This is a genomic window from Allomuricauda sp. TY007 (assembly GCF_010468565.1).
Taxonomy (GTDB): Bacteria; Bacteroidota; Bacteroidia; order Flavobacteriales; family Flavobacteriaceae; genus Flagellimonas.
In genome coordinates, this window is sequence record NZ_WUEG01000005.1 from 43,074 (window position 1) to 67,004 (window position 23,931).

General features: G+C 42.1%; 24 protein-coding genes. 15 read left to right on the forward strand and 9 right to left on the reverse strand.

Annotation, left to right across the window (positions count from 1 at the left end; translation table 11 throughout):
- Positions 1-21: 21 nt before the first annotated feature.
- Entirely contained in the window at positions 22-504 is a 483-nt protein-coding gene (locus GO009_RS06955; RefSeq protein ID WP_163625491.1) for a MauE/DoxX family redox-associated membrane protein, read from the reverse strand.
- A 599-nt stretch (positions 505-1,103) separates the two neighbouring features.
- Here GO009_RS06955 and GO009_RS06960 point away from each other — a divergent pair.
- The 3 genes from GO009_RS06960 to GO009_RS06970 all read left to right on the forward strand — a co-directional run bounded on the left by GO009_RS06960 (position 1,104) and on the right by GO009_RS06970 (position 3,228).
- On the forward strand, positions 1,104-1,601 hold the full coding sequence (locus GO009_RS06960) for a MauE/DoxX family redox-associated membrane protein (RefSeq protein ID WP_163625492.1): 498 nt from the start codon (positions 1,104-1,106) through the stop codon (positions 1,599-1,601).
- A gap of 147 nt (positions 1,602-1,748) precedes the next feature.
- Entirely contained in the window at positions 1,749-2,822 is a 1,074-nt protein-coding gene (locus GO009_RS06965; protein ID WP_163625493.1) for a hypothetical protein, read from the forward strand.
- 103 nt (positions 2,823-2,925) lie between these two features.
- Entirely contained in the window at positions 2,926-3,228 is a 303-nt protein-coding gene (locus GO009_RS06970) for a DUF6520 family protein (protein WP_163625494.1), read from the forward strand.
- 172 nt (positions 3,229-3,400) lie between these two features.
- On the opposite strand, the gene GO009_RS06975 is transcribed toward GO009_RS06970, so the two are convergent.
- From GO009_RS06975 to GO009_RS07005, 7 genes are all read right to left on the reverse strand, one after another.
- Positions 3,401-4,456 (reverse strand): redoxin family protein, encoded by a 1,056-nt coding sequence (locus GO009_RS06975; RefSeq protein WP_163625495.1) that lies wholly within the window; start codon positions 4,454-4,456, stop codon positions 3,401-3,403.
- Between the two features lie 20 nt (positions 4,457-4,476).
- Positions 4,477-5,892, reverse strand: coding sequence for a RagB/SusD family nutrient uptake outer membrane protein (locus GO009_RS06980; RefSeq protein ID WP_163625496.1), 1,416 nt, complete (start codon positions 5,890-5,892; stop codon positions 4,477-4,479).
- Positions 5,893-5,913: 21 nt separating this feature from the next.
- Positions 5,914-9,273: a SusC/RagA family TonB-linked outer membrane protein gene (locus tag GO009_RS06985; protein ID WP_306770393.1), complete on the reverse strand. Its 3,360-nt coding sequence runs from the start codon at positions 9,271-9,273 to the stop codon at positions 5,914-5,916.
- 158 nt (positions 9,274-9,431) lie between these two features.
- Positions 9,432-9,911 carry a protein-disulfide reductase DsbD domain-containing protein gene (locus GO009_RS06990; protein WP_163625498.1) on the reverse strand — a complete coding sequence of 160 codons (480 nt, stop codon included), beginning with the start codon at positions 9,909-9,911 and terminating at the stop codon, positions 9,432-9,434.
- A 152-nt stretch (positions 9,912-10,063) separates the two neighbouring features.
- Entirely contained in the window at positions 10,064-11,272 is a 1,209-nt protein-coding gene (locus GO009_RS06995) for a FecR family protein (protein ID WP_163625499.1), read from the reverse strand.
- Positions 11,273-11,463: 191 nt separating this feature from the next.
- Complete coding sequence (locus tag GO009_RS07000; protein WP_163625500.1) at positions 11,464-12,072, reverse strand: RNA polymerase sigma factor; 609 nt, start codon at positions 12,070-12,072, stop codon at positions 11,464-11,466.
- Positions 12,073-12,786: 714 nt separating this feature from the next.
- Positions 12,787-14,484, reverse strand: coding sequence for a helix-turn-helix domain-containing protein (locus tag GO009_RS07005; protein WP_163625501.1), 1,698 nt, complete (start codon positions 14,482-14,484; stop codon positions 12,787-12,789).
- Positions 14,485-14,826: 342 nt separating this feature from the next.
- Between GO009_RS07005 and GO009_RS07010 the strand changes: the two genes are divergently transcribed.
- The 12 genes from GO009_RS07010 (at position 14,827) to GO009_RS07065 (ending at position 23,227) form a co-directional block, all read left to right on the forward strand.
- The gene (locus GO009_RS07010) at positions 14,827-15,516 is read left to right on the forward strand and encodes a hypothetical protein (protein ID WP_163625502.1); all 690 of its coding nucleotides are present in this window, start codon (positions 14,827-14,829) and stop codon (positions 15,514-15,516) included.
- Entirely contained in the window at positions 15,503-15,772 is a 270-nt protein-coding gene (locus tag GO009_RS07015) for a hypothetical protein (protein ID WP_123215877.1), read from the forward strand. Before GO009_RS07010 ends, GO009_RS07015 begins: the two co-directional genes overlap by 14 nt.
- 44 nt (positions 15,773-15,816) lie before the next feature.
- Positions 15,817-16,653 (forward strand): helix-turn-helix domain-containing protein, encoded by an 837-nt coding sequence (locus tag GO009_RS07020; protein ID WP_163625503.1) that lies wholly within the window; start codon positions 15,817-15,819, stop codon positions 16,651-16,653.
- 28 nt (positions 16,654-16,681) lie between these two features.
- On the forward strand, positions 16,682-17,527 hold the full coding sequence (locus tag GO009_RS07025; protein ID WP_163625504.1) for an RteC domain-containing protein: 846 nt from the start codon (positions 16,682-16,684) through the stop codon (positions 17,525-17,527).
- A 334-nt stretch (positions 17,528-17,861) separates the two neighbouring features.
- Positions 17,862-18,140 (forward strand): helix-turn-helix domain-containing protein, encoded by a 279-nt coding sequence (locus GO009_RS07030; protein ID WP_123215874.1) that lies wholly within the window; start codon positions 17,862-17,864, stop codon positions 18,138-18,140.
- A complete protein-coding gene (locus GO009_RS07035) occupies positions 18,140-18,679 on the forward strand; it encodes a hypothetical protein (protein ID WP_123215873.1) in 540 nt (179 codons plus the stop codon). The genes GO009_RS07030 and GO009_RS07035 overlap by 1 nt, the downstream gene beginning before the upstream one ends.
- Positions 18,676-19,338: an ATPase gene (locus GO009_RS07040; protein WP_163625505.1), complete on the forward strand. Its 663-nt coding sequence runs from the start codon at positions 18,676-18,678 to the stop codon at positions 19,336-19,338. Before GO009_RS07035 ends, GO009_RS07040 begins: the two co-directional genes overlap by 4 nt.
- A 2-nt stretch (positions 19,339-19,340) precedes the next feature.
- Positions 19,341-19,655: a hypothetical protein gene (locus GO009_RS07045; protein WP_163625506.1), complete on the forward strand. Its 315-nt coding sequence runs from the start codon at positions 19,341-19,343 to the stop codon at positions 19,653-19,655.
- 538 nt (positions 19,656-20,193) lie between these two features.
- A complete protein-coding gene (locus tag GO009_RS07050) occupies positions 20,194-20,424 on the forward strand; it encodes a DUF2188 domain-containing protein (protein WP_163625507.1) in 231 nt (76 codons plus the stop codon).
- A 10-nt stretch (positions 20,425-20,434) separates the two neighbouring features.
- Entirely contained in the window at positions 20,435-21,700 is a 1,266-nt protein-coding gene (locus GO009_RS07055) for a nucleotidyltransferase (RefSeq protein ID WP_163625508.1), read from the forward strand.
- On the forward strand, positions 21,697-22,188 hold the full coding sequence (locus GO009_RS07060; protein WP_163625509.1) for a hypothetical protein: 492 nt from the start codon (positions 21,697-21,699) through the stop codon (positions 22,186-22,188). Before GO009_RS07055 ends, GO009_RS07060 begins: the two co-directional genes overlap by 4 nt.
- Complete coding sequence (locus GO009_RS07065) at positions 22,178-23,227, forward strand: CBASS cGAMP-activated phospholipase (protein ID WP_163625510.1); 1,050 nt, start codon at positions 22,178-22,180, stop codon at positions 23,225-23,227. Before GO009_RS07060 ends, GO009_RS07065 begins: the two co-directional genes overlap by 11 nt.
- Positions 23,228-23,267: 40 nt before the next feature.
- Here the strand turns inward: GO009_RS07065 and GO009_RS07070 are convergent, their stop codons facing one another.
- Positions 23,268-23,927 carry an N-acetylmuramoyl-L-alanine amidase gene (locus tag GO009_RS07070; RefSeq protein WP_163625511.1) on the reverse strand — a complete coding sequence of 220 codons (660 nt, stop codon included), beginning with the start codon at positions 23,925-23,927 and terminating at the stop codon, positions 23,268-23,270.
- Positions 23,928-23,931: the final 4 nt, after the last annotated feature.

The window sequence follows — 23,931 nt, forward strand, 5'->3', positions numbered from 1 at the left end:
TCTTTTATACAGGTTTTCAGCTTATTCCTGGCTTTGCTGCGCAACAAAACGGGTTTTATATGTAGAAGCTCTTTTCGTCTTTTTCGGGTATAGGATTATGGTCAATACAGTGATCACCAGGCATCCCAGGGTCAGGTACAAATGTCCCTGCCAATCCAACATGGAGAAAAATGTGCGACAGGTACAGGGTATGTATTCACTGAAATATAAATTGGCCGTCAAATAAGTGGTAATGGCCAAAAAAAGGCCCAAGGCCATGAATAGGCCCAGTCTTCTGGCCTTAGGCCATAACAGGGCCACTGCCGTCAATATTTCCAGGAATGGAAAGAGCCAGGAAACTACAAGGGCCGTGGTCTCCCCACCAAATATGGGAGAATCAATAACATTATGATAAAAGAGGTCACCTTCCCAAATCTTGGTAAGGCCCGTGTACATAAACAACATGGAAAGCGATACGGCAATAGTATATAAGACCGAAGTACGGTGTTTGGTCAGCCATTTCATGGGGTAGCTTTTTATGTAATACAATCTGGGTATAAAACAGGGCATCGGGAACGGGTAGTTCCTTGAAGAGGGTCGGTTGTCTGTAATTACAAAAGCTAAATTAAAGGATTGTAATGGACCGATTGTTACCTAAATCCGTACAAACTACGTCCTAAATCCGAACTGCCCCTTTTTTGTTGTTCCAAATGCTTTTTTTTGGTTTGGAATGTCACAGGATGTTGTTTTTTGATGTCATTTTAAGCAGATTGCCTCATTTTACTTCAAATTATTTTTCAACCAAAAACAGTCCAGTGTACGAAAGGTTTAATTAGATCGGATTTTGGACATAAAAATGCCGATTTTGCTGGTTTTTAGGATGCATCGTACACAATCCAAGGAGATTTTAGGTCACATTTTTCCGGTAATGAGGACAGAAATAGCTGGATTTTGGGGCAAAATAGCCGGGATTTAATGAAAAACAGCCGTTTTTGTGTACAAAATACTCTCTATAGGCTACACATTCTTCCAACTGAATTACAGAATTTTACTTCCATACGAATTGAAAACCCCGTTACACTTGATGACAACATGAAGATATAAAGACCAAAAACAGAAAGCAGATGAAACCGATCCTAACAGCATTTCCCAACTTCTTTAGACGACACAAGGGTATAGTTATTGAGGTCATCTGTTTTCTTTTTATCCTGCTCTTCGTGTATGCAGCTGTGAGTAAGCTGGCCGATGTACAGAAATTCCAGGTACAAATAGGACAATCTCCATTACTCACCAACATAGCGGGCTTTACGGCCTGGTTTATCCCTATCATAGAAATTGTGGTAGCGCTTTTGTTGGCATGGCCAAGGCTCCGACTCTATGGGTTGTACGGGGCCTTTGCCCTTATGGTGATATTCACTGCTTACATTATTGCCATACTCAGTTTTAGCGAACATATCCCCTGCTCTTGCGGCGGGGTATTGGAAAAACTGGGCTGGACGGAACATCTCATTTTTAATATAGTATATATAGCCCTTGCGGCCATAGGCATCCTCTTACTGACCCCTCCCCGATATCAACGGGAAGACTTCACACCCCTCGGGGAACAGGGATATTCACACTGAGCCCTCTCCCCATCCGCGGGAGTAGATTAGCAATTGCATTTTTGAATTGCTAAAGGAACAAAATGACCACTTATTTCTCTCGTGGAAAATCTTAACGAAAATGGACAAACCAGCAATTCATAACATGCTAACTGAAACCATAGCCCCATGAAACGCCCATCCATCTTAATGCTCATCACCTTTCTATTTGGGATTTGTATAGTCCTGGCACTACATATAGCCGCACCCAAAAAGGAAAATCACAAGCATGCCGGTTTTGAACGGTTGTTTGCTCCGGAAGGGTTTATACAGCCCATAGACACTCTGGATCTTGGTCGTCATGGGTACTATTTTGCCGGAACTGATGCAGGCAAGGTATTCCTGGCCAACCGCTCAGCCGTAGGGTACGTACTGGAAATCAATACCCAAAATCTCAGGGACACCACCTACCATATCATAAATGCGGACAACCTTAAATACAAGGCTCTGGACGTAAAAGTAAACCCACCTTACTTTTTCCTAATGGATGGGATCATGCCCTTTATATACCGCGGAAGCACTACGAACTGGGTGGCTACCTCTTATATTGACAGCACTTATTTTGTCAATGCGCTACCCCTTTCAGATAGCACATTTGCCCTCACAAAAATCACCAATTTCAAGACCTCGTTTCACAAAATAATTAAAGGCAATAAAGAACCGGAAATCTTTCCGGACCTGTTGGAAGAACAGGGAGGGGAAGGGGTTTTTAGCACGTATGGAACTATACATTATGACAAAACCAATGACCAATTGGTCTATGTCTATCTATACCGCAATGAATATTTTACCATGGACACCAATTTCAACCTACTCTCCCGGGGAAATACCATTGACACCATAAGCCAAGTAAAAATTGTAGTGGACAAAATTGCCTCGGAGAACAGCCTGACCATGTCATCTCCTCCTTTAACCGTGAATCCTAAAAACAGTGTTTATAAAGGTTTCCTGTTCAACAATTCAAACCTCCTGGCAGGAAATGAAGACCCAGACCTGTTTGAAAAGGCCTCGGTTATTGATGTATATCACCTCAAGGATGGGAGTTATCAATTTAGTTTCTATATACCATCCCTTAAAAAGAAAAAAATTAAAGCGTTTAGGATTGTCGAAAACAGCACCCTATTGGGCTTGTACGAACATGAAATGGTCACCTTTAAGATGTCTAAACCCTTTAAAACAAAAAATTTACTAACCGCCCTTTAATTGAATAGAAATAAATGCAAGCCAAAAAAGATATTGTTGCAACAATCAGGGGAACACCGAAAACCTGGAACAGAGTAGGTATTAAAATTTTAATTCTAATATTATGAAAAAGTTCAAATTTATTCTGCCCATTTTGGCATTTGTTATGGCGATTACCCTGGCATTTGCAGTCCCTACAGAAATTGCTTCAAATTCTGATTCCGAAGCATCAGAACTTATGTTTGTAAGCGCCAATGATTTGCAATGCGATTCTTGTGGTGTCGCTATTGAACCGGGTGGAGGCTCTGATTGCCAAGTAAGTAACTCAGGTCAACCCTGTCTATGCTCAATGGCCCCACAAAATGCATATACTGATGTGGAAGAAGATTGTACCTTATTAAGGTCAACTAAACCAGAATTACCTTAGTTATCAGTAATCCTGTATTTTGTAAAATTAAGTAAGACTAAAGGAGGTAACCTTTGTTACTTGGGCTACCTCCTTTTCTTTATTTATTGGTGCCTTTGATACAAAACTTCAAAACCTATAAAGGATTTGCGATACACACCTATTTTACTGGTTTTCAATGATTAATATCTGATTAAGGATTATCCATTATTCGGAATTTGTTTGAATATGTTTTCAACAACTTTTCATTATTTTCATTGTTTATTCCTTCATTTTCGGCAACTTTTATTGCCTTACGAATCATTTCAACCGCTTTTTCATAATCACCCATCCGACCATAGATTTCTGCCTTAAGCCGTAATGGATAAACTGTTTTACCCTTTGTTTCTGATTCTTCAATGATTCTGTTCATTGCCCTTAATTCCAATCTATAGTCACGGTTTTCTGGAGATATTTGATAAAAAATTGCTTCAATGCGGGGCCAAACAAAGCCTTCCACTCTCCTTTCCAATAACCATTGTAACCATTTATATGCCTCTTTATCATCATCTCCTGCCAATATTCTTAATTTTTGATAGTATAGTGAAGCTAACCTTGCAGGATAATTCTCGCTTTCATCAATCAATCGATCTATACCTTCCAAAGCAAATTGAAAGTTCCCATTTATTTTTGCCTCATTAATGTTATTTAAACGTTCTCTATATCTTAGCTGTTCACGGTGAACCGCTAACGAGTTAAAGGTTCCAGCCTCAACTTGTTCCAATGCGGGTTCTAATTCGCCCAGATTATCACCAGCCCATGATATTCTACCTGATTGAACCATATATATGGCTGGTCCCTTAAGCCCCCATGCCTTCCTACTGCTGCTTGGCTCGTCGATAGCGATTGTGAATTCCATTTTATTGTCCAATGCTTCCATAAGATTTGTTACTCTCTTTATATTTTCTTTTTTTGAAGTACTATTTTCCATATAAACACTAATGACTGTAATATTGTTTATATACTTTTTTTGAAGATTATTTAATTGTGGAATGGATTTTACGCAGGGTGGACACCATGTTCCTGTAAAGTAAACAACATATATCTTCTTGTCCTCTTTTTTAAATGCGGTTATTGGCTTTCCTCGGAGCCATTCACTAATAACCAACTTAGGGGCAATTTCCCCTACCTCTAACTCTGTGCTTTCTTGCGCTACCAAAAAGATAGGACAACATATTGTGACAAAGACGATCAAATAGACTGTTTTCATTCTTCAAATATTAAAATATGTTAGTACCCACTATTTTGAAATAGATTTGGATTATTATCTAATTCAGATTGGGGTATGGGCCATAGTACATCAGTTGGTCCCCAACTTGATTTTAAAGGACCAAGTACTTCGTTCGAAAGATTTATGCGTTTAAGGTCCAGCCATCGATGTCCCCATTCTGCAAAGAGTTCAACCTGCCTTTCATGGTAAATAACTGTTAGAAGTTCTTCCGGAGTTAAAGCAAGAGTATTACTTAACCCAGCTCGGTAACGTATGATATTCAAGTCCTCTTGTGCACCAGAAATATTACCCTGTTGAACTCTTGCTTCAGCACGAATCAAATATTGTTCTGCCAAACGCATTACCATGAAGTATTCAGTAGCCTTTTCTGGGTCGGGTTCAGTTTTAACTTTATATTTAAAAGGATAATTCCAAGTTCCAATATCATTTGAGAAATTTCCAATCCAATTTGTCTTCCGTTTATCACCTAATTCAAAAGTTGTCATTAAGGATTCTGATAGTGCAGTAAATTTTGGAGAATCAATGAGAATAAAAATATTGCCATCTTGGGTATGTCCAACCGTCTGCTTTAATTGCCAAATGGTCTCCACACTATTTTTTAGAAATACATTATTCAAATCTTCCGTCAAGGCATACTTAGGATTTTCGATAACTCTAGATGCCTGTTCTTCAGCATTGATCCAATCCTTTAGGTATAAATAGACCCTGGCAAGCAAAGCTGTTGCAGTACCTTCGTTCACTCTTATCCTTTCGCCATCTGCATGGGCATAGTCCTCAGGGAGTAGTTCTTGTGCCTGTTTAAGGTCGCTTAGTATCAATTCATAAATCTCAGAAACTGGCTTTCGAGAAGCTAGACGGTTCATTTCATAATCTGTTTTAGTAATCAAAGGCACATCTCCCCATAAATTTACCAGATAGAAATAACAAAAAGCTCTTATACATTTTGATTCACCTTCCAACAAATCCTTTACTTCTGGAGTGATTCCTGTAGAATTGGAGAGACCTTCCAACATGGCATTTACTCGATAAATAGTTTCATATAAAAGTTGCCAGTTACTATTAACTTTATCATTTTCCGCATTCAATTCATTATGATAAAAACCTAAATTATTTATTCCTTCAAAATCGATCAATTCATCTGCGGACATCCCCCCTAGAAAAGTAATGCTTGAAGCGCCAGTTGTAAAAACAGAACTCTCTATTAGTTTTAGGTAAATTCCTCGAGCAGTAGCCGTAGCATTTTCATCATTTGTAAACACGGTTTCAGTGACCAATTCATCTATGGGAGGTTCTATTTTCACAAAGCCTTCACAGGAAGGAAAGGCATAAAGTATTATTGCTACAAATGAAGAAATCCATGAAAATCTAAAGAAAAGAATTTTGATTTTCTTCAAATATTTAAATTTACTTTTCATTGTTTATTGTTTTTGAATTAATTAAAAGGTTACATGTACGCCTGTAGTAATTCTCCTTAAAGGTGGCATCAAAGAACCTGTCTCTGGATCCAAACCTCGATAATTGGTTATGGTCCATAAATTTTGCCCTTGTATATAGAAACGGGCTTGTTGGAGTCTTAATGTGTGTACTATACTCTTCGGCAAGCTCCATGACAAGGAAATATTACTTAATCGGATAAAGGAAGCATCTACTTTAGCCATATCACTACTATTCCAATTAAAGGCATGTGTTAAATATTGAGAAAAGTCGGTTGCTGAAAATTTAGGAATGTCTGTTTGATCACCAGGTTGTTGCCATCGATCTAATACTTCAACCGGTTGATTTCCTAGACCTGGAAAAACAAAACCTGGGAGATATAAAAAAGCTCCCCTATGCGAATGACTTGTTTGTTTTACCAATTGGAAAAAGAAATCTAATTGTAGGCCTTTGAAAGAAACTGAATTATTAACTCCACCATAATAGTGTTGGCCCAATTCCACAATTGTTTGTGCATCATTTGGAGAAGAAATAACCCCATCTTTATCTACATCTTGGAATTGATATACCCCGGATTCTGGGTCAATACCGAGGTATTTATAATTTTTTTGGATAGATAATGGCTTTCCTACAACATATGTATTAGCATATGGGGAACCTTCTAAGTTGGGGTATTTCAATAATTTGTTTTGCGGAATTGTAAAATTGATAGAAGTAATCCAGTTAAAATCACCTGAATGTGATTCTATGTTTCTTGAGATCAGACCTAGTTCCCACCCCATATTTTGAACAGTTGCGGGCAAATTGGCCTGTACCGTATTAAAACCTGTTATAGTGGGGAGTGCAAAACCCACCAACTGATTTGAAGAGCGATTTAGGTAGTAACTTGTCGTTAAGTTTACTCGGTTATTTAATATTCCAAGCTCTAATCCGGTCTCAAATTTTTTGTTGATCTCCCAACTATAATTATTATTGGCAATACGGCTGGGAAGCAATGTAGTCCCATTAAAATATGAACGTTCTGAACTATAAGTTTCCAGATACCCATAATCCGGGATTTGGTCATTCCCTGTTGTACCATAACTGACACGCAACTTTCCAAAGTTTAGGAATGGGACGTTTTTTTTGACAAAACCTTCGTTGGAAAACACCCAGGCCATCCCAATTGCTCCAAAGTTACCAAAGCGTTTACCTGGTCCAAAACGGGAGGAACCATCCCTCCTGCCAGTAAGATTTATTATATATTTTTCATCCCAGTTAAAATTAACTCTCCCAAAAAAAGCATTATACCTATACTCCTTAAAGCTATTAAAAGCTCTAATAGTAGTTGCTGCACTAATATCTTCCAAAAGTGCATCACTTCCTATTCCATAAGTCCTAACCTCTTGAGACTCCCTTATGTCTTTCTGAAAAGTGGCTCCTAACAATAAGTTTAGACTTCCTTTACTAATCCGTTTTTGATATGTGATTTGTGGTTCCACAATCCAGGTATAAATACTACTATCAGAATGACGCGCTTGCCCTGTTGTACTACCTGTGGTCGGATCATTGGTACTTATTGGCCATAAAAACTTTTCATTAAACTGGATCGATGTGTATCCCGTGCTAGTTTTAAATTGTAAATCCGATAATAATCGATAACTTAATGTCACATTAGAAATTAGATTATCTGTTTTACCCTTATAAGGGCGATTTAGCACTGCAAATGGAGACCCTGAAGATCCCCAGGTTCCATTAGCCCAGTTTATACTTCCATCCTCGTTAAAGGGCTCAGGAGCATTTGGGGGTAACGTTAATGCTGTATCAGTAAAATTTTGACCAGGTAAATTGTTTTCATCTTTCGAAAAATTAGCTGAGAAATTTGCTTTAAACCTTTGGTTTTCCGAAATATGGTTGACATTCAATTGTCCCGACCCCCGTTGGTAGGCAAAATCCCTTGGAAACACTGTGGTTTCCCGATAGTATCCACCATTGAATACATATTGTGTATTCTGGCTTCCCCCGGATATAGATATATTGGCATTAGTGGTTTCCGCCGTTCCTCCCAGCAAGCGCTTTTGCCAGTCCACATTCCGATTCGGATCCCAAATACCATTGACGTCATAATCAGTAGAGCGGGGTTCAACACCATCATTAGCAAAGGCCTCTCGACGCATCTCCAAATATTGGTCAATGTTCAACAGATCCATAAAATGGGGAACCTTCCCAATACCGTGTTGAAAATTAACATCTACCCTTGTCTCGCCCACACCCCCTTTTTTGGTAGTAATCAAAACGACCCCATTTGCTCCCCTGGATCCATAAATGGCCGTAGCATCCGCATCTTTTAATACCTCAATACTTTCTATATCAGTAGGATTAATTGCATTTAATGGACTAATGGCATTGCCTGTTCCAAATACATCTGTAGCAGATGCCAAAACATCCAATGAAGTAGAAGTAAAAGGAATACCATCTATCACGTAAAGAGGTTCGTTGGCATTACTTCTCAAACTATTTTGCCCACGAATACTTATTCTAAAGTTTCCACCGGGAAGACCTGAATTTTGCCGAATATTTACCCCAGGCATCCTACCTATGGCCGCGGCCATTACATTGGGCACGGGTTGGTTGGCTATTTCTTCCGAGCTAAGACGACTTATGTTTCCAGTACGCTCCCTATCTTTTACCTTCCAGTAGCCAGCGTTCAATTCCACACCTTCCAAAGACATCACATCCTCCTCCATTTGGATATTTAAAGTATCCGAGCTATTTACTGGCATTTCCACTCTTTTTAACCCTACATAGGAAAAGGTAAGGATGTCATTGGTTTGGACACGGATGGTGTATTTCCCATCAGGGTCGGACATCGTACCTTGGTTGGTCCCTTTTATAATAATGTTCACTCCGGGCAAAGGATTTCCCTCAGGATCGGTGATAGTACCACTCACTTCAACCTGCTGTTGTTTTACCTCAGTTTTTTCCTTGGGTGTTGGGGCACTATTAGGACTAGCTGTATTTCCCTTTTTGGTCAGGATGATATGTTTACCACTGATATGGTAGTCCACCGAAGCATTCTGGAAAACGGTTCGTAGTATGTCTTCAATTTTTTCCTTTCGGGCCTTGATGCTGACTTTCCGTTCCAGGTCCAGTTCCTTTTCTCGGTACAGGAAATCAAATTCGGTGATCGCTTCTATTTCCTCAATCACCTCCAATACGGACACCCCCTGCATGTTGAGAGTGATCTTTGTTTTCTGGGCATAGCCCGTTGCTGCACGTAGCTGGAACAAAGTGACGACCAAAAGGAGTACTGTGAGTTTCATCTTCAAGTCTGGTTTGGGGACAGGAAAAGGCCCGTCCCAGGGTTTGGTAAAAATTTTCATAAATTTGTGTGGTTTTGGTTAACGCTAAAATCTTAATCAACAACTTCGGGGAGTGTGAGCGCACTTCCCGTTGTGCTTTCCGCTTTATGCCAAGAAGGGCATGCCTAAATCTTAAATCATTTTGCCGTGGCTGAATTTGGGAATCCAACCTCAAGTGTTCATCCTTGCTTTTGGTTCTGGCCAAGGGTCACTTTAAAGTGCCTTTCCTGCGGTGTCAGGCACTGCTCATCCGAACAGGCCATAAACAAGACCGTTCCATTCAGGGTTACCGGAGTTTTGGCACCCGCATTTACTTTTACGGTCTGTACAAAATGGACCACGCCCTCGTAGTAGCGGGTATCAATCATAAAGACATCTTCGTACTTTTCTATGGGAATACCATCTTCTTTGGCTTCCCCTACCAATTGGATGGCCGGGTTCTCGGTAAAAGTGATGGTTGTGGGGACAGGGCCTCCGTCTTCCATATACTGGGAATAGATATGCCACGGGTGCTCCATAATGGCCGTCATAATTACCTCATAGGTATCCTTGTCCACTGCCTTGGTAGAAAATTCCCATTCCACAGGGTCTCCGTTTTGCGCTTCCATACGGAGCGAAAACACTAGAACCATGAACAGTATGTACCTGATATTTTTCATACAATCGATTTACTATTAAACAATCGTTTACAGTACCAAAGCGGTTTGTTTATAGTTGACAGGTCCGTTTTGGGGTGGGTTTGCCCTACCCTACCTTTGAGTAGGGTTATTGGGGTATTCCGATATGGGGGAAGTGAGTTTTTTCTCGGTGTCTAATGCGGCGGGGTAATGGTAATTTTGTTTCCTTCCCTGACATAGTTGAATGGGGTGTGTTTCCGGTAAACGTCCAGAACTTCTCCCACTTCTGCGGTCTTGTCCTTAAAGGTTGCGGTAAATTCCAAAGGGTTCAGTTTGGGATATCGGTTTTCGATTTCCACATTATAGTGTCGTTCCAGTTTTTTGAGGATGAGCTGGAAAGGGTCGTTCTTAAAGTAGAGCTCGCCCCGGGTCCAGGCCACAAACTTTTCCACTCGTACTTCCTCTACGGCTACCCTGCCGTTTTCCATCACGGCCCTTTGACCGGGAACTATTTTCACAGGTACGTATTCATCCGCTTCGGGTGGGTACACTCCCACGCTCCCTTCTTCCAGTACGGTATAGGTATTGCCTTCGTTCTTATAACTGGTGACATTGAAGCGGGTGCCGTACACCCTGGTGTTCATTTTGTCCGTGACTACCGTAAAAGGCCTTTCCTTATCCGATGCCACAACAAAAAAGGCTTCCCCTTCCAGGTACACGTCCCTGGGTTGGTCGGGCAGGAACTGTACCGGAAAACGCAACGTGGAGCCGGCATTCAAATATATATGAGAACTGTCGGATAACACTAATTCAAAGTTTTTCCCATAAGGCACCTTAAGCTCATTATATGCCAGCTCTTCTGTTGCGTCCTGTTGTGTATTGTTGTATTTCAGTATGTGCTTATCCTGGTTGCCCAGTGTCTGACCTTCCTTGGTGGTGATGGTGCGGGTATCGCTTTCATCGATCACTTGCTGGCTACCGTCCTGCAATTGCAGGGTAATTTTGGGAGGGCCCGCCACCTTATGGTCTGTAAATACCCCAAAAGTGTACATCCCCAGTATGGCGAGGCCCATTACAACTATTAACCCTGATACCATATACAAAGGCCGGAACCCGGTATCTTTCTTTAGTCTGCGCACACCTTGTTGTGCCTCCGTCACCGCCGTCTGTTCCTGTATGGTGTCCCATATCCTGCCCTTGGCCATTCGGACCTTGGGCTCGTTTTTCCTTGTGGTCAGCAACAGGACCATCTCCCTGGCCCTGTCCATCACCTCTCGTTGTTCTGGGTATTTTTCCTGGAATTCTTTCCAAAATGAGTTGCTGTCCTCATCAGGTTCCCGGACCCATTGTAAAAAGAAGTCGTCCCGGATAAAATCCTCTTCGTTATAATGCTGATATTCCATAACCATATTACTTCTGATAAAAAGAACGCCTCTTTAACTATATAGAGGGGAAATCGTTAAATGTTTAGAAAAAAAATGTCATTATTTTTACAAATAATCCCTAAGTCGCTTTTTATCAATGAATTACAAACTTTATTTTGTCTCTTCCAAAGTCCTCTGAAGTATGTGAAAGGGTTTAGTAGTAGTCGGTCTCACGGCCGAAATCGCTTTAAATTTCCATAAAGCTGTTCTATCGCGGTCTTCAGATGGTAGCACACCTGACTGTAGGGCATTTTGGTGATGCGGGCGATTTCCCTGTTGTTCATCTGACCGTGGTATTTAAGGTGGAGAAGTTCCTGTTGTTTTAGGCTTAGGGTTTTCATGACCATGTCCAAGGCTTTCGAAAGTTCCTCGCCTTCCTCCTGCCCCATCGGTTCCTCTGGAGGGGTTTCCCCCGCCAACTGTCGTTCACCGCCATCCACCAGGGAAAGCATCTTGCCCCGCTTCCGGGCTTCTTCAAAGATGTTCCGGCGCAATACAGTATACAGATAGCCACGGATGCTCTTGGCTTTGCCCAATCTTTCCTTTTTGTCCCACAACAGGATAAAAAGCTCCTGGATACAGTCTTCCACAAGGGCCACGTCTGGCACCAGTTTCAGGCCATAGTAATACAACGACTCAAAGTTTTGGGAATAAATGGTCTCGAAGGCTGTCGCACTTCCGGACAGGAATGCCGCCCAGAGTTCCGCATCACTGTCCGTGTGGTGCTCCCGGGGTTTCCCGGTACCGGACATACTGTTGTTCCATACAATGTCTTCCATGGCTATCCTATTAATGGGTGAAACAAGTATTGTTCCCTGCGTTTTTCAACGCAGGAATGACCAGGTGTGCCGTGGTACAGAGCGGTAGGTGGAATAAGATGGAAGCGAAACGGTGTTGATCAATGTTGGCACATCTTGGTACGGCAGTGCTGCTGCCGGTTCACATTTTTTGCAAAGGGAAAGGATTTGGATAGGTACCAGTAGGACATACTCCGGTTCCTCACAATGCAAAAACAAGAAGCGTCTTTATATAGATACATGGGACCATGACTGTATCCACTGTTCGCGGATTTCCCTTTTGGGGAAGGGCCTCTTCCCGGTTCCAATGATGGTCCGGAAAAACGTTTTGGTCATGGACTCCGATGGATTTCAACCCTTGGGGCCCAAAATCATTAATATGGTATGGAATAGTCCAAAGTTATGAATATTAATCAAATTTAATGGCATATTATATGACAATAGGGATAAAATCCAAGGGGGTATTGTGAATTTCAAAAACCTTGTACACTGTAAAACAAATGGTTATCCCATTCCCACAATACAAAAGAATGTTTTGGCGACCTGGTTGCCAGTTTCACCACTTTTGTGGAATGTGTTTAGAATTTGTTTTTTCTTACGTAACAGGGAAAGAGAATACATCATCTGATATTGGTATTTTCAACTTTTTGACGGGTGGACTTCCTTAATGGTTCCCCGAACCCACCAAAACCACGATTAAGCATTGCTCAGGGCCTCACTGCCCCCTTCCTGGTATGCTTCCTGCTCATCCAGGACCCTGCAAAAATTTGCCGGGGAACTGCCGGTACGGTGTTTAAAGGCCCGTACAAAACGCTGCACACTGCTGAACCCCGCTTCTTTGGACAGGGAATTATAGTTATACTTACGGTATATCCTTTGGTGCGTGAACAGTTCGATTATGTAATCGATTTTCAGGTCATTGATGTACTCCACGATTCCCTTGCCCTTGTAATGGGTAATGATCTTGGACAGGTATTTGTTGTTGGCGTTGAAGGAGGCAGCCAGTTTGACCAGGTTCAGGTCTTCCTTTAAAAAGCCCCTGCCCTCTTCAAACTTCTGGAGCTGTTTTAAGAGGTCCTCAGCAACCACTGGGTTGATTTCCAGTGCTTCTGGTTTGGCCTCCACTACCTTTGCCCTGGGGACTCCATCCTTGATCTCCTGCATTAACTTTTTGAATTTCCGTTTGTCCATGCGCCGGCGATAGACCAAAACAAAGGCGGCAATGACCAACAAGCCCGTGGCCAAGCCCCAACGCAGGTCACTGGCCTCGTTTTCGGCCAGGAGTTCCTCTATTTTGCTTTCCTTTTGCAGGAGTTCCCGCTCGGTATATTCCCGATGGATCTGCCCGGAAAGGTAACGGTACGTCTTGGCCAGGGACTTGTCGGCTTTTAGGAGCTGTTTGATATAGTACAATTGGGTTTCGTTATTGCCCAATTCCTCATAGTGGTCAATGAGCAGCTCATAACCTTCCCGGAGGTCCGGCCGCAAATAGTCCCGTTCGTTAAAGATCTTGTCCACCTTTTTGAAATACGGTATGGCCCGGTCCGGTTGTTTCAGGGCCCAATAACTCCGGCCCAAATAGAAATATCCGACCGATTCGTTGCCAAAGTCGCCCTTGTCCGCTATTTGGGGAACCACTTCTTCCAAGGTCTCAATGGCCAGTTTGTAATTTTCCCTGAAATAATGGTTGACTCCTTCGGAATGTTTGAAATAGACATCCATGCTGTGGTTGCCCGAACGGTCGGCCTCTTCCAGTCCCCTTGCATTGGTCTCGGAGGACAACCCGTAATTGCCCATCCGGTTATAGCACAGCCCAAGGGAATGCAGGCTGTTCAGGTAGGGACGGGTATTGCGATCCTGGTAATACGCAATGCAGTCCTGGAACAGCCGGATGGCTTCCTCATAATAGCCCAGATAATACTTGATATGGCCTATCATGTACTGCACCTTATGTTTCTGGTAGGCGTCATCGGTATGCTTCAGGTAATCATAGGCCATGATATAATGGTCCAGGGCACTGGTATGGTCCTTTTCCCCGTAATAGACGAAACCTTTCGTGAGATAGGCGGACCCGATCAATGCAGAATCCCCGGATTTACGGGCCACATGGATCATACTGTCCGCATAGGTATGCCGTAACCGTTCTTCGGAATGGTGCAGGTAATTCTTGTACCCATTGACAATCTCCTCAACATTGTTTTCCTGTTGGGCCTTTAATAAAAACGCCTTGAGATAGCGTTGTTCACGGGTAGGGTCCTTGGTAGTCCTGATGGTATCAAACAGCACGTCATAGCTCTTGTGCATTATGGTATCGGATCCTTTTTTAGTCCGTTGTTGTGGCAATACCGCAAAAAAGGAAAAAACGCATACGGCCACATAGGTTGGTACATACATAGCTAGGGGTGTTAGGTTGGTTGCTGGCAATACCAGGAGGGAAATTTTTATTGCCAGAAAACTAATCCATTGACCGATAGCATCTGAAAACCAGATACATCCATCTTTAGGCTAATCTCAAATTTAGCAAAATCAATCCAGAATACGTGTTGTTTTAACATAAAAAAACCACACTATTATTTTCGGAAAATGTAGGTATCATTTTCGGAAAATGCACTAGCACTGCCTTGCAGCGCCCATAGGCTGCACATAGATTTGTCCCAGGATTCCAAGAGTCTGGTTCTGCTTACCCGGGTGGAATGAACCGATTGAAACCAAAATCGGACATAACACAATTACACCATGAAAACTTTGGCAATCTTTTGTATAGGTATGGTATGCCTTACCGTATCCTGTAGCCCTGACCATGAATTGAACACCGAACCCCTTGCCCTGCGCATGGAACATTCCCTTGCCGATTCGACCAGTACAACGGACAACAACGGACTGGCCGGACAATTATACCTCGAATTTATGGAACAGCATGGGACCAAAAACATTTCCCATTGGAGCCTTGCCGACATAGACCGGGAAGTACGTTCCCTGTTCCGTGAACACGGCCATGAGGTATCCGTCGCTGCGAACAGACCTCTCTACGATACCGGGCCCACCAGTGATGAAAGCTTTGAAACCGTTCTGGAAGGTTTTACCCTTTCGGAACCTGCACGGGCCAGCCTTTTGGCATTTCTGAAAAACCTTGCAACGTATCCACCCAACGACTCCAACGGTCGGCAGGACCTGGTCCTCTCCTATGGTTCAGAAGTGGCCCAACAAACTTCATGGACCGAGGAAGACCGGAGGGTCATCATGTCTGCTATCTCAATCATTGGCCAGACAGACCTAACGCTATATGCAGAAGATGGGAACCGGGAGGACGAGGACTGGGACATAGGGGTCGGGAACAAATCACCCGTGGTCGCCAACGCTTTGGAAAATACGGTGACCGTGGTTACCCTGGCTGTCTATTACACCTCCCGTTATGAGCCTTTTTGACAGGTTTTACACCGAACCCTATGTAAAATTGGGGAACAGGCTGCTCAATATCCTCCTGGCAGCGGTCATCTGTTGTAACCTGGTCAACCTTTATTTTGTCTTTGACCTGTATGGTTATCATGAGATTATCAAGTACCTACCCGATAATTCCATGAAAAGCCAATCCCCGAGGAACCTTGCCATCCCATTGTATTTGAACAGCCTGGCTAACATGCTGCTCCTGTTCATCTGCCTGATGGCCCGGCTTTCACGGTAACCAAACCAACAATCCAACATCCCAAATCTGACCCATCAACCGTTATGGAAAAGGCACTACCCCGTCCCTATTCCGTTGTTCATATAGACCTTAAGGACCCCATCCGGAAGCTGAAAAGCATACTGGAGGAAAACCGTTTTATCCTTTTACTAGTGGACAATGGCTGCCTGGACATCGAAAACGATAGGGACAGGGTCACCCTTAATTCCAGGGATCTTTGCCTGTTGGCCGGTATCCTGCCCAAAAAGGTACAAATCAGTAATCATACGACTGCCCTATGGGCATTGTCCCTGAACCCTGACCACGTTTATGGAAAAGGATTGTTCCGGAACACCCCGGCTTTGCTCTGTTTTCTGGAAAACCTGGGATTTTCGAAGATTTCCTTGAATGCCATGGATGCCACCCTGCTACTTCAACGGCTCAGGTTTTTGGAGGCCTTGCATCACAATTCACGGTATAGCAATCAATGGCACCGGGAGATTCGGTCCTTTTTGCAGGAACTGTGGGAAATCCATATGAAATATGTCCCGGGAACCCTTTATGAATGGCAACATACCCAAATCCTTGCCTTTAAGTTCTTACAGGTGCTCGAAACCCATTTCAGAAGGTACCATGCCGTGCATTTCTATGCAGACGCCCTTTCGGTGAGCCCGGATTACCTGACCAAAGTGGTCCGGGACATCACGGGTAAAACGGCAAAACAATGTATTGAGGAACGTTTAGTCGTTGCCTCCCTGAAAATGCTACGGAAAAAAAGCTCCATTACCAGGATCTGGAATGTATTGGGTTTCAAGACATCATCACATTTCAGCTTTTTTTTCAAAAAGCATACCTCCCTTACGCCATCGGATTACCAACAATGGGCATTACGGGAGAAATAGCTATGGGGCCTTTAAATCGTAATGAAAAATGGACGCCCATAAATACATATTGCAAAAGCTCAATGAGGATCTGGACCTTTTGGAACAGGAAACGGAAGATGTGCTGGAAAAGGCCGAAAAAGGAATACGGTATTCCCGGTTGGCCATGCGGAACATGAGAAAACAAGTATTGGAAAACCCTTTTGCTTCCAATACGGACGAAATTACCTTTTTCAAAAAAATCAAACCCCGGCTGTGCAGTAAATTGATCTATTACGCCAAACTCTTCAATATAGAAAGCAAACGTCCCAGGGGAAGCAACAAGTCCCAGGTCAAATACTTCTATAACCATATCCGAAAGTTGCAGGACTATTTTCACGACAACCTGGAATTCTATCACTATTATCGCCGGAACAGCACCTATCTGGACCAGCAGTACTTCCTCCGTGGTAAGACGGATGTCCGCCTTGGCCTGGATACCCATTTTTGCTTCTCCGATGAAGAATTCTCTACCAGCCACGACAATACCGTGGCCACCATTCTGGCTTACGATATGCTTATCGTCCACCTGAAATCAGAAATTGACAAACTGGAAAACTATAACGGCATGGAACCACAACACAATCCCTTTGACAAGACCACCAAATTCTTTTGGACGGGCAACAAGGTCGATCTAATCGAAATGATCTACTCCCTGCACAGTTCCGCGGTCGTCAATCACGGAAAGGTGGACATCAAGGAACTGGCCTATGCCTTCGAACAGCTCTTCAATATCGACCTGGGGGACTATTACCACAGCTTCCTGGAGATACGTTCCCGCAAGATCAATCCGACCAAATTTCTGGACCTTCTCAAGGCTTCCCTATTGCAAAAAATGCAGGAACTGGACGGCTAAAAAAACACCCAACTTGGGTACATCTTGGGTGTTTTTTACAAATAGGCCGTGTACCATATTTTTTGATGTGTTTTGGGACGGTACGTGACTATCCCTTTGGGCAAAAAACATCAAAAAGGGTACCCATAAAATGGGCGAAAAAAAACACCCAACTTGGGTACGTCTTGGGAAAAAAATCCAACAAATCCCATCAAGTTTGTACAACGAAAGTCAAATCGAAGATTCACGAACACCTATTTCTTAAAATATGAATGTTCGTGAGCTAAATCAGGTGGGGGGCCACCAAAGTAGGTGACAGTACAGCAGTGGTCCCTTATCACAAAACCGTTTTATTATGGGAGCATCGATCGTTACAACAGAAGACCTGATGGAATTCAAACTGGAACTCCTGGACGACATCAAGCAACTATTGCAAAACCACAACGGCCATCCCCTCAAAAAATGGCTCAAATCCCCGGAAGTCATGAAGCTGTTGGGCATATCGTCCGGAACCCTCCAGAATTTGAGGATCAACGGTACCCTTCCCTATACCAAGGTCGGGGGAACGCTCTATTACGATTATGAAGATATAGCACAATTGATGGAAAACAACAAGGTAGCCAACACGTTTTGATGGAGGACATCAACTATATCAAACATCTGAACGGGGTATTTGAACAGTTTGCCAGGGACAGCCGGCTGAACCCCACCCATATCAGTCTCTATGTGGCCCTGTTCCAATTGTGGAACATCAATTTCTTTAAGGACGGGTTTTACATCAACAGGGAGGAAGTGATGGAACTTGCCAAGATCGGTTCCAAGTCCACATACCACCGCTGCATCAAGGAACTGAGCCATTGGGACTATATTCTGTACACGCCCTCACATAATCCCTTCAAGGGGAGTCGCATCAAGATGTTCGATTTTGGGACAAGTACTGGACAAGTAGTGGACCTAAGCCGTACCAAAATCGGGACAAGCAATGGACAAGCAGTGGTACCTATAATAAAACATATTCAAACTATAGAAAACAAAACAAACCACAACAAACCGCCGTTCTTTAAAAAAAGACACTTCAATGGCTCGAAAATAAATGGCAAACCGGGGTCAAGTGTCCCATATCCGGACAACCTGGGAACCAATTCCGATAAAACCTACGACGATCCCCTATGAGCAACAAGAACCCACATATCATCATCGAAGGCGCTGTACAATACCCCCTTGGAACACTGAAGGGGAAATGTATCCAATACGACTTTGACAAGATGCTCATTTACCTGGATGCCAAAGGGAAACTCCTGTTCGGCAGGAACTTCAAGATCCACGAGGAAGACCGGGAAATCCTATTTAAGCTATGCTCCTACTTTATCGGGGACAGGGGTGTCTGTGACAAATTCGGGATCGACACCAATAAAGGGCTCCTGCTCACGGGACCGGTGGGCTGCGGCAAAACTTCACTGATGCGCCTGCTCCGGCACATGGTGCCCCACAAACGGCCCTTTGAGGTCATCCCCACTCGAAACATTGTGTTTGGATTCAACAACATCGGATATACCGTCATCGAGCATTATGGCGACCGTAGGTTCTATTGCCTGGACGACCTGGGAGTGGAACCCACCGGACGGCATTTCGGCAAGGACTGCAATGTCATCGGGGAAATATTGCTCTCCCGCTATGATCTCTTTATAAAACACAAGGTGCGGACACATGCCACTTCCAACCTCAATGCGGAGGAACTGGAAGAGCGTTACGGCAACCGGGTACGGAGCAGGATGCGGGAGCTCTTCAATCTGGTGGCCTTCAGTGCCAAGACCAAGGATAAAAGAAAGTGACCATGGACCGAAATGGATTATTGAACATCTACGAACAATATTATCAGAACGGCAAAAAGTATGGCTTTTTCCTGCGGGAAAGCACCTGGCAATCCATCGGACAGGTACTCTTTATCGTAGGCGTCCGGGAAGGTGATGGCCTTCGGGGAAACCCGCCCTATTTCAACAACCCCAAGGTTTATGTAAAACTCTACTATGCCAATTCCATCGGAGAAATCAACGCCTCCACCAGATACAGGGTCATCAGGATCGATGATGGTGGCACTTACCGGTACCAGCCCGCGGATGAAAATTTTATCATACCATCAAAACTGTAATTTTATTACAAACCAATGCAATAGTGCCAAATCCCTGAAAGCCAAAAAAACATCTGCTCTTAAGATAAAAGGACAAAGAATATCTCTTCGCCGACCCCAATTGGTAGGATACCGTGGCAACTTATGGTTCTGGATCTAAGAGTTGTTCAATCTGATAGCCTCTGATAAAGAGCGTATGGAAAAACGATAAACTGACATTTAAAATAGCGGTTGTATCTAATAATCAGGGAAGTGTGTCATTTGCAATGGTAAAAAAATGACAAAACAAACAAAATTGCGACACAATGGCAGTTTAACAAGACTTTTAGAAACTGGCATAATGGTTGTTAATTTTTTTAACAGCAAAAAAGTCCTAACCTCTGACCGATAGGACTTTGACTTAATCGAAGGAGCGGTTTGCTTAGAAAGGGAAAAACCGCTCTTATTTAATGGGTGCAAATATAGTAATTATTTTCTTCCTTCAAATATCTCTTAATTTCCTTTCTCGGTTATTGCTCAGCCCCGATAAATGCTGATGTATTAAATAAGATAAAAAGAAATGGAAAATTTTCATTTGGTCCATGAGGACGGAAAGTACAAACTGAAAAGAGAGCATGCCGAAAGGGCATCGAAAGTTATTGACTCGAATAAAGAGGAAGCCATTAAACAGGCTAAGAAATTTATCACTGACAATGGCGGAGGCTCTTTAAAAATTCATAAGAATAAAGGTGGTTTTCAAGAAGAAAGGACATATCCTAAGTCAATTGATCCAAAAAAATCTAAAGGTTGATTTCTAAATTATGGAACAATTATATAAAAATGAAACCAACAAAATTTTAGAGGATTTAGGTAAGGAATTGGATATTTCAAAAAGTGAGTATGAAGCAGTTGTTAAAAGTTATACAGCTGTTGGAAACTGGTTATCTGAAGAGACCTCCGAATTAGCTGGTTATAATCCTAGAATCATGCCACAAGGTTCTTTTATGCTAGGAACTGTGGTAAAGCCTATATGTGATGAAGATGATATTGATATAGATTTAGTTTGTAAGCTTGAGAGAAAACCAATGTCTTGGACTCAAAGGAATTTAAAACAGGCTGTGGGCAATAGGTTGAAAATGAAAGATACCTATGATCGGATGCTCAAAGGATATGAAAATGGAAGTAAATATAAGGAAGGGGGACGTAGGTGTTGGACTTTGAAGTACTCAGAGGTAGCAGGTTATCACATGGATATTTTGCCCTCATTCGCAGATGAAAATTTAACCCTATTGTTAGAAAAGGCATTTACAGTTGGTAGCGATTTGAATACAAGTGAACTAGCCATCCGAATTACGGATTTGGAAGATGAAAAATATTCTACAGAAACTGATGAAGCTAATTGGCTAAAAAGTAATCCATTTGGATATGCCAAATGGTTTTATGATAAAGCATTAATCCACTCCAAAAGATTATTTTCTCTTAAGGAGTCTGTTGATCCAGTTGGGGCTTTCGAAAATCCAAAGCTGCCTTTGCAAAGGGTCGTACAATTACTAAAAAGACATAGAGATATCATGTTTTCTTCCGAAGAGTACAATAGCGAAAACAAACCAATATCTATTATTATAACCACTTTAGCAGCTAGGGCTTATGATAAAAGTGAAAATATAAATGATGCCTTTGAAAACACTGTGAAAAGAATGCGTGATTTTATTGAACCAACAAACCCTTTTACTGGCGAAACTCAAAAATGGGTCTCTAATCCTGTCAATAAAGAAGAAAATTTTGCCGATAAATGGAGCGAGGTCAAACAAAAGCAAGATTATTTCTATAAGTGGTTAGACAAATTAGAATGTGATCTGGACCTTGTGAACAATAGTTTAGGAAAAGGGCAAAACATACTCTGCGAATCCTTTAGTGAGATGTTCGGGGAAAAGGTAACGAAAACCGTGTTTTCTAATATTGCTGAAGAAAAAAAATCTCTCAGGGAATCTGGAAAATTAAAAATGGCCTTAGGGACGGGGCTATTGGGAGAAGTCGGGACTAAGGTCAAAAACCATGAATTTTTTGGAAGCAAAAACCAAGAATGAGTAGGTATATAAAAAGGAATAGAACAAAATTTAAGAAGCAGTGTGCTGCCATTACGGTCAAATCACAATTTATACGACTTAAATCAAGCTTTCCAAACTTGGTAGAGGAAGAGTATAGCGAAAATAGGTTTAGTGTTGTGATAAAACTTAGACCGGATATTTTTAGTAAAGAATATGATGTGCGAATTGTATACGAAGGACGGGCTACGGTAGATGTTTTTATCGTGAATGAAAAGCTTGACGTCGCTACCAATCGTGACGTATTGCCCCATGTATTCAACCATACGGAACAAAAAATCTGTTTATACTCAAGGACAGGAGGAAGTTGGACAAAAGATAAATCTATTGTCTCCACTATTGTCCCATGGGCGAGTGAATGGCTGTATTATTATGAACATTGGCTTATAGATGGGGAATGGAAAGGAGGAGGACACCCTGAATATGAAATTACAGATATAGAAAAAATAAGAGATTTAGATGTCAAATAAGAAGTTTAAAATTTTATCGATTGATGGAGGTGGAATTAAAGGGGTGTTTCCCGCTTATTACTTGGCCTTGATTGAGCAAGAATTAACTAAAAGGAGTGACGGCAAAACGAAGATTAAGGATCATTTCCAATTAATAACAGGAACATCTACAGGTGGGATTATCGCCTTGGCTTTATCCTTTGGTATCCCAGCCAAAGAGATATATGAACTGTATATTGAAAACGCAGATAAAATTTTCAAGAACAAAAAAAAGTCCTTACTAGGTAAAGTCCAATCCTTTATCTTGCAAATATGGAATTCAGCACATAAAAAGGATTATTTGGAGATTTTGGTCAGGGATAAATTCAAGGAATACTTTGATGGAGAAGATCCAAGATTAAATGACTGTTTAACAAATGTGGCCATACCAATATACGATTTGATAAAAGGTAATCCAAGTGTTTTAAAGTCACCCTATCATCCCAATTTTAAAAGAGATTTGCATATTCCTGCTTATAAAGCAGCAATGGCTACATCGGCTGCACCTACTTATTTTAATCCTTACTCATCAGAATATATCGACATGGAGGGTTTATCAAAACCTTTTAGAAATAAAATTGATGGAGGCGTAATGGCAAATAATCCAACTATGGTTGGTATTTTGGAAGCATTAAAAGCATTTAATGTTGATTTAGAAGATTTGGAAATACTTTCCTTGGGAACTGGGTATAAAAAATTTACTGAGGGTGAATCCAACAGAAAAAAGTGGGGTTTATTCTATTGGATGATCAAAAATGGCCGAAAGAGATTAATAGAATTATTTATGCAAAGCCAATCACAATTAGTTGAAAATTATATCAGCCTGCTTTATCAGGGAATAGATAAAACGGAAAGGAACAATCCCAATTTCGTATATGATAGAATAAATGTTTCTTTATGCGAAGACGATTACATTGAAATGGATGAAAAAGATCCGGCTAGAATCCAAAACTTTGCTGAACTGGCAATGGCTGAATATCATGAAAATGGAAGCCACATACTGGGGAAACATTTTTATTGAAAAAACTGTACTCAAAAAGGTTTGATTTTTAATGATCAGATCATAAATATTTTGAAAATGCAGCATTGATGTAATTATACAATTCCATTAAAATAGCTAGTGCCATGGCCCTAATATTCCCTTGATCCTCTAAATAACCGAATTCATCACTGTTTGACAAAAATCCCAGTTCCACCAACACTGCCGGGCACACCCCCGCAGTTTCTCGCAGCACCTGGAAATCGGCAAACTTTACCCCACGGCTCTTAAACCCCAATTTCCCGTTCAGTTCCTTTTGTAATCCATAGCCCAACCAAACCGACGTATTTGAGAAAGGGGTTTTTCCCTGATAAGCATATACTTCCACCCCACTGGCATTGGGATTAATGGAACGGTTGCAGTGCAGGGAGATGAACAGGTCTGCTTTAAGCCCTTTGGCCAATTTGGCCCTGTCCGAAAGGGACACCAATGTATCCCTGTACCGGGTCAGATAGATATCCACCTTGTCATTAAAAAATACCTCGTTCAGGTTGACCATCTCATAGGCCACTTGCAGTACAATATCCTTTTCCTTCATTCCATTTATACCTAAGGCCCCGGAATCCATTCCGCCATGCCCGGGATCTATGACCACAATTGTTCTTTCGGATAGACTTTGACCGAAAATGGAGCAGAATTGCAGGACCAAAAGGAGGAAAATGACGTTTTTGGCAGTTTTCATGCGT